The 10,415-nt window shown below is 74.5% G+C and carries 7 protein-coding genes; 4 read left to right on the top strand and 3 right to left on the bottom strand.

Going from position 1 to position 10,415, the window contains the following annotated elements; genetic code table 11:
- Window positions 1-749: 749 nt before the first annotated feature.
- Genes FMM08_RS09000 through FMM08_RS08990 form a run of 3 tightly spaced genes read right to left on the bottom strand, consistent with a single transcriptional unit; the run spans window position 750 to window position 5,837 of the window.
- Window positions 750-2,009 carry a metal-dependent hydrolase family protein gene (locus FMM08_RS09000; protein ID WP_147925976.1) on the bottom strand — a complete coding sequence of 420 codons (1,260 nt, stop codon included), beginning with the start codon at window positions 2,007-2,009 and terminating at the stop codon, window positions 750-752.
- Entirely contained in the window at window positions 2,006-3,754 is a 1,749-nt protein-coding gene (locus FMM08_RS08995) for a hydantoinase B/oxoprolinase family protein (RefSeq protein ID WP_147925975.1), read from the bottom strand. Before FMM08_RS08995 ends, FMM08_RS09000 begins: the two co-directional genes overlap by 4 nt.
- A 16-nt stretch (window positions 3,755-3,770) precedes the next feature.
- On the bottom strand, window positions 3,771-5,837 hold the full coding sequence (locus tag FMM08_RS08990; protein ID WP_147925974.1) for a hydantoinase/oxoprolinase family protein: 2,067 nt from the start codon (window positions 5,835-5,837) through the stop codon (window positions 3,771-3,773).
- A gap of 458 nt (window positions 5,838-6,295) precedes the next feature.
- On the opposite strand from FMM08_RS08990, the gene FMM08_RS22955 reads away from it, so the two are divergent.
- The 4 genes from FMM08_RS22955 (at window position 6,296) to FMM08_RS08970 (ending at window position 10,405) form a co-directional block, all read left to right on the top strand.
- A complete protein-coding gene (locus tag FMM08_RS22955; RefSeq protein ID WP_187279634.1) occupies window positions 6,296-6,613 on the top strand; it encodes a putative quinol monooxygenase in 318 nt (105 codons plus the stop codon).
- Window positions 6,614-6,674: 61 nt separating this feature from the next.
- Window positions 6,675-7,706 (top strand): sugar ABC transporter substrate-binding protein, encoded by a 1,032-nt coding sequence (locus FMM08_RS08980; protein ID WP_222710574.1) that lies wholly within the window; start codon window positions 6,675-6,677, stop codon window positions 7,704-7,706.
- A gap of 102 nt (window positions 7,707-7,808) precedes the next feature.
- The gene (locus FMM08_RS08975) at window positions 7,809-9,413 is read left to right on the top strand and encodes a sugar ABC transporter ATP-binding protein (RefSeq protein ID WP_147925972.1); all 1,605 of its coding nucleotides are present in this window, start codon (window positions 7,809-7,811) and stop codon (window positions 9,411-9,413) included.
- Entirely contained in the window at window positions 9,410-10,405 is a 996-nt protein-coding gene (locus FMM08_RS08970; RefSeq protein WP_147925971.1) for an ABC transporter permease, read from the top strand. The genes FMM08_RS08975 and FMM08_RS08970 overlap by 4 nt, the downstream gene beginning before the upstream one ends.
- The last annotated feature ends 10 nt before the right edge of the window (window positions 10,406-10,415 follow it).

Below are 10,415 nucleotides of genomic sequence, written 5' to 3'. Positions count from 1 at the left end.
CCAGGGCGCAGGCGTGATGGTCGGCTTTACCGACGTCCAAGCCGACGTAGACGTCGAAGTGGTGCTCGGATGGGTCCATCGCGTCCTCCTGGTCGCCGTCGACGCACACGCGGCAGGCCAGCCTGGACACCCGCGTCGCAGCCACGTTACGAACAGCGAACGACTCCGCAGGTCCCTATCAGCGATCACCAGTGCCCACCCGCCGCCGGTGGCAACACCCCCAGATCATCGGTGCACAGGGGAACTCAGCCGTGCCGGCGGCGGTGGCCTGCCACCCCATCGCTGGGGTGATCAAAAAGGTAACGGGGGACTGCGGAACGGCTGCTCCAGCCAGGGGCTGCAGCTGGACGACCAGCACGGGTCGGTGCCGTGGCGGTGAGCCATCGGGGCCAGTGCGACCAGGCCTTCGAAGGCGGCCCGGGCGCAGCGGCGCTGCCGCACGTCGCCGGTGTCTCGCTCGTGCTCTCCCCTCGCGCTCGCCACTGGTCCTCCTCGGCGCCGGCCGCTCCTGGGAGGTGGACGCCGACGTCGTTGCTGGGTGTCAGCACGCGGTGAGCAGCGCGGCGACCTCCGGAGGGCGATGAGCGCGGCCACCAGGTGTGCCTGGACGGTGACCCCTTCGACGTCCGGCCCGGTCGAGGGGGCCGTCTCCCACCGCACCCGGTGCGCGCCGCGACGCACCGGAGCGGTGGGGGCTGCGGCCCGGCTCGCGGCCTGCTGCCGCCGCTGCGTCAGCCGCCGACGCTGCGTCAGCCGCCGACGCGCAGCACGCGTCCGCCGAGCACCACCGTGCGGCCCGACGGCGGGCCCCACAGCACGTCGGGCCGCGTGAACGGGTCGCCGTCGACGACCAGCAGGTCGGCGGCGGAGCCCACGCGCACCCGGCCGAGGTCGGGGCGCTGGAGGACGTCTGCGTTCACGGACGTCGCCGAGCGCAGCCCCTGCAGCGGGCCGAGCACGTCGAGGTGCAGCCGCAGGCACGCCAGCTGCTCGTCCTCCAGCGGGCCCATGAGGTCCGAGCCGAAGCCCACCGGCACCCCGGCGGCCACCGCCAGGCCCACCGCGTCGCGCCCCGCGGCGAGCACCTCCCGGTTCTTCGCCTGCGCCACCGGGCTCATGCCGAGGTCAGCGCCGCGGCGGGCCATCGCCTCGTAGCAGCCGAGGGTCGCCACGAGCACCGCCTCCCGCTCGGCCATCAGCGCCGCCGTCGGGGCGTCGAGCAGGTTCCCGTGCTCGACGCTGCGCACCCCCGCGGCCACCGCGTGGGCGATCGCCTCCGGCGAGTAGGCGTGCGCCGCCACGTAGGAGCCGCGCCGGGCCGCCTCGTCGCACACCGCCCGCAGCTCTTCGGAGGAGTACTGCGGCACCCGGATCGGGTCGGTCTCGGAGACCACCCCGCCGGAGGCCATCACCTTGATGGCGTGCGCCCCGCCGTGGAAGCGCTCGCGGACGGCGCGCCGCAGCGCGTCGACGCCGTCGACCACCTCGCTGGTGTGGGCGTTGCACCCGCACAGCTCCTCCCCGCGGCCGCGGACCTCGCCGTGCCCACCGGTCTGCGACAGGGCGGCGCCGGTGTAGAGGTAGCGCGGGCCGGCGACCAGGCCCTCTTCCAGGGCCCGGGCCAGCCCGGCGTCGCCACCGGCCACGTCGCGCACGGTGGTGAAGCCGCGCGCGAGAGCCGCCTCCAGGCGGCGCCGGGCGTTGAGAGCGACGTAGCTGAGCGGCCACGACTCGATGTCGCGGGGCGACAGGGCCGCCGCGTAGGCGTGGCAGTGGGCGTCGATGAGCCCGGGCAGCACCGTACGCCCCGCCGCCTCGAGCACCCGGCCCCCGGCCTCGCGCACGCGGGTCACCGCGGCGTCCGAGGCGACGCCGGGGTCGAGCACCTCGGTGACGCTGCCGCCCTCGCAGACCACGGTGGCGGGAGCGGTGGAGTCGGACTCACCGTCCCAGACGTCCGCGCCGACGACGACGAGGCCGGCCGGGCCGACGAGGTCGGTGAGGCTCATGCTGGCACCCGCGACGCCCGCTCGGCGGCGGTGGCCGCCTCGTCGACGGTGCCGTCGGACGAGACCACCACGCCGTAGTCGCGCAGGGCCGCGCCCACGGAGACGAACTCGTTGCGCACGTCACGGCCGACGGCCGCGGGGTCGCGCAGCAGCGGGTCGCCGTACCCGCCGCCCCCACCGGTGGCGTTGACGAGCACGTCGCCCGCGTCCAGGTGGTTGTACGACCCGCCCTGCACGACCTCCCGGTCGGTGCCCGGGTTGAGGACGACCTGGTTGTTGACGCCGGGCATGCCCCCGAGCACCGGCCACGGCTTCGTGCGGGTCTTGTAGACCAGGCAGATGCCGGTGGAGGGACCGGTGAAGCGGTAGCTGCGGGCCACGCCCACGCCGCCGCGGTGGCGGCCGGGGCCGCCGGTGTCGGGGCGGTAGCCGTAGGAGTCGATGATCATCGACGACTTCGTCTCCAGCACCTCGACGGGGTTGTTGCGGCACCCCGGCTCCGACAGGTGCATGATCCCGTCCTCGCCGTCGCCCCCGGCGTGCCCGCCGAAGCCCACCGCCTCGTTGGTGGCCTCCAGCCAGGCCTCCCCGGTGCGCGGGTGGGTGCCCAGGCCCATCATCGAGCAGACGTCACCGCCGGAGGAGGCGGGCACCCGGTCGGGCATGCCCTGGGCGAGGGCCTTGAGCACCACCTCGCCGCCGATGAGGGCGGTCCACAGCGTGAAGGTCGGCATCGGGTGCACGGCGTGCATCACCGAACCGGGCTCGGTGACGATCCGCAGCGGCGCGAAGTTGCCCGCCACCACGGGCGTGTCCGGCGTCGTCATGGCCTTGAAGACCAGCGAGCAGAACGCCTCGGTCTGCCCCACGGGGAGGTTGATGGGGCCGCGCACGCCCGTCTCCGAGCCGGTCCAGTCGATGACGAACTCGTCGTCGGTGATGGTCACCGTGCAGTTCATCCTGATGAGGCGGTCGAGGTCGACGCCGTCGTTGTCGACGAAGTCGTGCGCGGTCCAGGTGCCCTTCGGCAGCCCCGCCAGCGCCAGGCGCGCCAGCTTCTCGCCGTGCTCGTTGATCGCCCGCATCGCCGCCCGCACGGTCGCCATCCCGTACTTCGCGACCAGCTCCTGCATCCGCCGGCGGCCCGTGACGCAGGCGGAGACCTGCGCCTGGATGTCGCCGATGGTCCGCTCCGGCATCCGGGAGTTGAACCGGATGATGTTGAAGACGTCGTCGTTCTGCCGGCCCTCGACGTACAGCCGCGTGGCGGGGAAGAAGATCCCCTCCTGCGAGGCGTCGGTGGAGTCGAGCACGTAGCCCGGGTCCTTCTGCTTGAGGTCGAGCACGTGGATGCGGCAGGAGGCGAAGCCCACGAGCTGCTGCGCGCCGTCCTCGTCGTCGGCGTGGATCGGGGCGAAGACGAGCGGGTCGAGCGTGTGGGCGCTCGACCAGTACGGGTAGTTGAGGATGAAGACGTCACCCGGCCTCATGGCCTCCGCCCCGAGGAACTCCACCGCGCGCTTGATGCCGTGGTCGTTGCCGCGGGTGAACACGGCGATGCCGGGGGCGTCGGCCACGACGTCGCCGGCGGCGTCGTGCAGCCCGATGCCGTAGTCGTGGATCTCGTAGACCACGGTGTTGTAGGCGGTGCGGCACAGGTTGCGCGCCATCTCCTCCGCGCTGGCCAGCAGGCCGTGCCGGATGACCTCGGTGGTGATCGCGTCGGTGCTGGTGGTCGTGCTCATGGGGTGCCTCCGGGTCTCAGCGCTGGCCGACGGTGATGACGAGCTCGCCGAGCGAGCCCACGCGCAGCACGTCGCCGGCGTGCAGCACGGTGGTGGCGGTGTGCTCGGTGACGACGGCGGGGCCGGCGACCTCGTCGCCGGCGAGCATCGCCTCGCGGGTGTAGAGGGCGTAGGGCACCGCGGGCGCCTCCTCGCTGACGTGGACGGCTCGCTCGCCGTCGCGCTGCAGCGGCCCGTCGGACGCGGTGCGCTGGCGCAGGCGCGGCAGCTCCGGCTTGTCGACCACACCGGTGGCGCGCAGCCGCAGCGTCGTCACCTCCACGGGGTCGGTCATCGTGTGCCCGTACTGGCGCTCGTGCAGCGCCGCGAAGTCCGCGGCGACGCGGGCGGCGTCCAGCGGGCCGGCGCCCACGGGCAGGGTCACCGAGTGCTCCTGGCCGGAGTAGCGCACGTCCAGGCTGCGGGCCACCACCACCGCGTCACCGGTGAAGCCCTCCTCGGCGAGCGCCGCGCGGGCGTCGTCCTCCATCGCCCGCCACTGGGTGTCGGCCTCCGCAGGGTCGAGGTCGTCCAGGGCGGTGACCACCGTGCGCGAGGCGTCGTGCTGGACGTCGGCCAGGAGCATCCCGAACGCGCAGAACGCCCCCTGCCCCGGCGGCACCACCACGGTGGGGATCCCGAGCTCGACGGCGACGTCGACGGCCACCAGCCCGCCGCCGCCGCCGAAGGAGAGCATCGCGAAGTCCTTCGGGTCGCGGCCCACCTCCACGGTGATGGCCCGCACGGCCCCCATGATCTTTGTGGTGGAGATGGCGACCATGCCGCGCGCCAGCGCCGGCACCGACAGGCCCAGCTCCTCCGCGAGGGGCTGCAGGGCCTTGTGCGCGAGCTCGGCGTCCAGGCGCAGCGTCCCGCCCAGCGGCGCCTCGGTGCCCAGGTAGCCGATGGCGAGGGCGGCGTCGGTGAACGTCGGGCGGTCACCGCCCCGGCCGTAGGAGGCCGGCCCGGGCACCGCCCCGGCGCTCGCCGGGCCGACCTGCAGGGCCCCGGCGGCGTCGAGCCAGCCCAGCGACCCGCCGCCGGCGCCGATGGTGTGGATGTACAGGGAGGGGGTGTTGATCGGCATGCCCTCGAACTCGGCGCCCTGGTGCAGCACCGGCTCACCGTCGAGCACGAGGGAGGCGTCCAGCGAGGTGCCGCCCATGTCGATGGTGATGAGGTCGGGCATCCCGAGCGCCTCAGCGAGGGCCACCGCCCCGACCACGCCGCCCGCCGGACCCGACAGGACGAGGCTGACCGGCTGCTCGCGCGCGGCGGTGGCGCTCATCGCGCCGCCGCCCGAGCGGGTCATGAGGAAGCGGCCGCCGAAGCCCGCGGTCTCCAGCTCTCCCTCGAGCGCCCCCAGGTAGCGGCGCACCACCGGCTTGACGTAGGCGTCGAGCACGGCGGTGCTGGTGCGCTCGAACTCGCGGTACTCGCGGCTCAGCTCGTGCGAGAGCGTCACCGTCACCCCGGGGGCCAGCTCGGCCAGCACCTCCCGCATCGCCAGCTCGTGGTCGGGGTTGGCGTAGGAGTGCAGGAAGCACACCGCCACCGCGTCGTAGCCGCGCTCGGCCACGGTGCGGGCCACGCGGGCGGCGTCCTCCCGGTCGAAGGGCGTCACCACCGAGCCGTCGTGCCACGAGCGCTCGGTCACCTCGAAGGTGTCGCAGCGCTCCAGCAGCGCGGTGGGCTTGCGGTAGGTGATGTCGAAGTTGACGCGGCGGTCCGTGCGGCCCAGCAGGTACACGTCGCGGAAGCCGCGGGTGCCGACGACGGCGGTCCGCGCCCCGGTGCGCGTCAGGAGCGCGTTCAGCCCGAGGGTGGTGCCGTGCGTGAAGGTGCGCACCGCGGACACCTCGCCGCTGGTCGCCGCGAAGCCGGCCATCACGCCGCGCGTGGGGGCGTCGGGGGTGGTCGGGACCTTCTCGAAGCGCAGCGCCCCGGTCCCGGGCAGCAGCTCCACGACGTCGGTGAAGGTGCCGCCGACGTCGATGGCGACGCGCGCGCTCCTGCTGCTGGTGGGGGTCTGGCTGGTGCTCACGGGGTCCACCTCTCGCCGGCGCGGGGGAGCGCCGGGTAGCCGACGGCGCGCCCCGGGACTCGGGGCGCGTGGGAGGGAGGGGCGCTGTCGCGCCGACGGCGGGTGGACCGCGCGCTCCGTGCCCCGAGGCGGCGTGGCGCGCTGGCGGGGGCGGGCGTCTGACGGACCCGGCCGCTCGTCCGGGACCGACGGCCGGCGTCAGCCTGGGGTCGGACGAGGGTCCGGACGCTGGCACGCGTCGCCGAGGGCTGTCAACCACCCCGCTCAGGTCCGGCGGCCGTCACAGCAGCCGGTGCCGCGGGTGTGCTGCGGGCACACCCGTCACCGGTGCGCCTCGGCCAGCATTCGCCCACCCACGACCGCCCCCCCGGTCCGCGACGGTCCGCGACTGTTCCCGACGGCTCGTGACAGCTCATGACAGCTCGGTCCCGCGACCGCACCCCAGCAGGAGGACTCCGGTGATCACCAGCGTGCTGCAGCTCAGCGCCCGCCCGGGCAGCGAGCAGGCCGTCGACGACCTCTACGCCGAGCGCGGCGTGCTGGACCGCTCCCGCGCCTTCCCCGGCTGCCGCGGCGCCGTGCTGCTGCGCACCGTCGAGGGCTCGCTGGCCTCCGGGAGCGCCACCCACGTCGTCATCGCCCAGTGGGACGACGAGGCCGCCTACGCCGCCTGGGTCGCCGACCCGTGGCGGAACGAGGTGGGCGACGCGCTGGCCCCGCTGCTCGACGGCGACGCCGCCCCGCCCGCCGGCGCGGTGCTCCGCCCCGCCTCCTGACCGCTGCGCCCCCGACCCCCACCCCGTCCCGCCCCGCACCCGAAGCCCCGAGGAGAACCCCGTGAAGCGCTCCACCCGCGCCGTCGCCGCCGTGCTCGGCGCCGCCGCCCTCGCCCTGACCGGCGCCTGCAGCAACCCGAACGCCGGCGCCGGCACCACCGCCTCGAGCGCGGCGTCGAGCACCGTCGACGCCGACCAGCAGCTGCGCGTCGGGTTCTTCGGCTTCGCCAAGGCCAACTCCTTCGCGCAGGCCGCCTGGGCCGGCGTGCAGGAGGCCGCCCAGGAGAACAACGCCACGGCCGAGTTCGTCGACTCCAACTTCGACGGCGCCGTTCAGGTGCAGCAGCTCACGGACGCCGTCACCAGCAAGCGCTTCGACGTCGTGGTCATCCAGGCCAACGACGGCACCGCCATCACCCAGCCCGTCAAGCAGGCCCTGGCCGCCGGCATCACCGTCGTCGTCGAATTCACCCCGGTCGGCGGGCGCTTCGACACCGTCGAGCCGCAGGTCGACGGCGTCATCTCCATCGTCGACGCCCCCACGGCCAACGGCGAGGGCCTCGCGAAGATGGGCCTGGACGCCTGCAAGCAGCTCGGCAAGCAGCCCTGCCAGGTCGCCTACCTGCAGGGGTTCGACAACTACCCGCTCGACGCCGCCCGCACCGAGGCAGCCGTCAACGCCCTCAAGGCCGGCGGGGCCGACGTCGTCGCCAGCCCCATCGGCGGCTACACCCCCGACTCGGGCCGCACCGCCATGCAGAACGTCCTGCAGGCCAACCCCGGGGTCAACGTCGTCATCGGCTCCTCGCAGGCCATCGAGGGCGCCTCCGCCCTCACCGAGGGCCGCACCGACGTCCTCTACGTCGGCAACGGCGGCTCCGCCCAGGCGTACGCCGGCGTCATGGACGGCACCTGGTACGGCACCTACGTGATCCCCGAGAAGACCGACGGGAAGACGGCCACGGAGCTCGGCCTCAAGAAGCACCGCGGCGAGGACGTGCCCGTGGCCACGGACTCCGCCGACCTCACCCCCTTCAAGGCGCTCGGCACCAAGGAGTCCCTCCAGGGGCTCACCGCCGAGTACAGCGACTGACCGAGGGGCCACCAGACCGCCCGGCGGCCGGGTCCCCCCGTCCCGGTCGCCGGGTGCCCCACCCCCCGAGCACCCCCCCACCGCCCGATCCAGGAGCAGACCGTGACAGAGCGAGCAGCGCCGCACATCAGCGTCCGCGGCGTCGGCAAGAGCTACGGCGGGGTGTCCGTGCTGCGGGGCGTCGACCTCGACATCGCCCCGGGCGAGGTCCACGCCCTCGTCGGGGAGAACGGTGCGGGCAAGTCCACGCTGCTCAAGGTCCTCGGCGGTGCGGTGCGCGCCGACGAGGGCGAGGTCAGCTTCGACGGCGTCGTCACCACCATCGCCAGCCCCCGCGACGCCATCGCCCACGGCGTCAGCCTCATCACCCAGGAGGGCGCCCTCGTCCCCGCCATGACGGTGCTGGACAACGTGGTGCTCGGGCGGTGGCGGGCCCGGGCCGGCTGGGTGGCCCGCCGGGCCGACCGCGCCGCCTTCGACGCCCTCATCGCCCGCACCGGCTTCGACCTCGACCCCGCCGCCCGGGTGAAGGACCTCTCCACCGGGGCCCAGCAGCAGGTCGAGGTGCTGCGCGCGCTCGCCCGCGGCGCGCGCGTCATCGCCTTCGACGAGCCGACCGCCGTGCTCACCGAGCACGAGAAGGCGGGCCTGCTGCAGCTCATGCGCGACCTCGCCGCCGGCGGCACCACGGTCCTCCTGGTGAGCCACTTCCTCGACGAGGTGCTCGCCGTCGCCGACCGCCTCACCGTGCTGCGCGACGGCGACCTCGTGCACACCGGCGACGCCGCCGAGCAGACCCCCGCCTCCCTGGTCGGCCACATGGTCGGCCGCCAGGTCGACGTCCTCTACCCCGCTCCCGCGCCGGTCCCCGAGGACGCCCCCGTGCTGCTGGAGGCCCGGGGCCTGAGCCGCACGACGGGCGCGCGCCCCGTCCACGACGTCGACCTGCGCGTGCGCGCGGGTGAGGTGGTCGGCATCGCCGGCCTCGTCGGCTCCGGCCGCAGCGAGCTCCTGCACCTCCTCTTCGGCTCCGACGCCGCCACCTCCGGCACCGTCAGCGTGGACGGGACGGTCATCGCCCGGCCCTCTCCGCGGGCGGCGATGGAGGCCGGGATCGCGCTGGTGCCCGAGTCGCGCAAGGAGCAGGGCCTGGTGCTCGTCCGCTCCATCGCGGAGAACACCGCGCTCGGGTCCCTCACGTCGCGGTCCCTCGGCGGGGTGGTGCGCCGCCGCGCCGAGCGCGAGGCCGTGGGCGCCGTCGCCCGCAGCACGGACGTGCGCGCCGCCGACCCCACCGCCCCGGTCGGCGCGCTCTCGGGCGGCAACCAGCAGAAGGTGCTCTTCGCCAAGTGGCTGCTGCGCGAGCCCCGCGTGCTGCTGGTCGACGAGCCCACCCGCGGCGTCGACGTCGCCGCCAAGAGCCAGCTGCACCACCTCGTGGTCGACCTCGCCTCCCAGGGGCGCGCCGTCGTCGTCGTCTCCAGCGAGGTCGAGGAGGTCCTCGCGCTGTCCCACCGCGTGCTGGTCCTCCGCCACGGCCGCGTGGTGGGGGAGTTCGGCCGCGACGCGCCGCGCGAGGCCGTCGTGGCCCTCGCGTTCGGCGACGACGAGGCGGACGACCACCCGGACGACCAGCCGGACGACCGCCCGGACGACCAGGCACCAGGCCAGCCCGACGACCAGCCCGCCGAGAGGACCTCCGCATGAGCACCAGCACCACGGCCGCGCCGACGAGCGCGGTCAGCGCCCGCCCCCGTCCGCGTCCGGGGGTGAAGGTGCGCGACTACGGCATCCTCGTGGCGCTGGTCGCCATCGTCGTGGCGCTGTCGCTGAGCACCGACACCTTCCTCACCCGGCAGAACCTCGTGAACCTGCTCGACCAGGCCTCGGTGGTCGGGCTGCTGGCCATCGGCGCCACCATCTGCATCATCAGCGGCGTCTTCGACCTCACCGCCAGCGCCACGCTCGCGGTCTCCGCGATCGTCGGCGTCACCGTCGGCCAGGAGGTCGGCGTGGTCGGCGGGTTCGCCGCCGCCGTCGTGGCCGGATCGCTGCTGGGCCTGCTCACGGGCACGATCGTGGTGAAGTCGAGGGTCAACTCCTTCATCGGCACCCTGGCCACCTCGATCATCTACCGCGGCATGGCCGTGGTCATCACCGCCGGAGCCATCGCCTACCCGCTGGCCGACCAGGCCGAGCAGTTCAGCATGCTCACCTGGCCGTCGCTGTTCGGGCTCACCTCGGCGACCGTGATGTTCGTCGTGGTGGCCGTGGCCGCCGCGCTGCTCGTCTCCTCGACCACCTTCGGGCGCCGGCTGTACGCCGTCGGCGGCAACGCCGAGGCCGCGCGGCTGTCCGGCATCCGCACCGACCGCGTGCACATCGCCGCGTACACCATCAGCGGCGTCTGCGCGTCGCTGGCGGGTCTGATCCTCGCCTCCCGGGCGGGCTCGGCGCAGTCGGCCATGGCCACCGGGTACGACCTCAACGCCATCGCCGCCGCCGTCATCGGCGGGACGAGCATCCTCGGCGGTGAGGGCGCGGTGTGGCGCGGCGTGGTCGGCGCCCTGCTGCTCACCCTCATCGGCAACGGCTTCAACCTGCTGGGCTGGGACACCACCTACCTGCAGGTGACCACCGGCGGGCTCATCCTGCTGGCGGTGACCGTCGACGGCGTGCTGCGCCGCCGGGCCCGCTGAGGACGGAGGG

The organism is Quadrisphaera setariae (assembly GCF_008041935.1).
In the GTDB taxonomy this organism is placed as follows: Bacteria; Actinomycetota; Actinomycetes; order Actinomycetales; family Quadrisphaeraceae; genus Quadrisphaera; species Quadrisphaera setariae.
This window is presented reverse-complemented; position numbering and strand designations above follow the sequence as displayed.

What these genes read in the sequence shown, in the direction of transcription:
- FMM08_RS09000 (WP_147925976.1), bottom strand. Translation starts at nt 2,009, where the DNA reads ATGAGCCTCACCGACCTCGTCGGCCCGGCCGGCCTCGTCGTCGTCGGC.
- FMM08_RS08995 (WP_147925975.1), bottom strand. Translation starts at nt 3,754, where the DNA reads ATGAGCACGACCACCAGCACCGACGCGATCACCACCGAGGTCATCCGG.
- FMM08_RS08970 (WP_147925971.1), top strand. Translation starts at nt 9,410, where the DNA reads ATGAGCACCAGCACCACGGCCGCGCCGACGAGCGCGGTCAGCGCCCGC.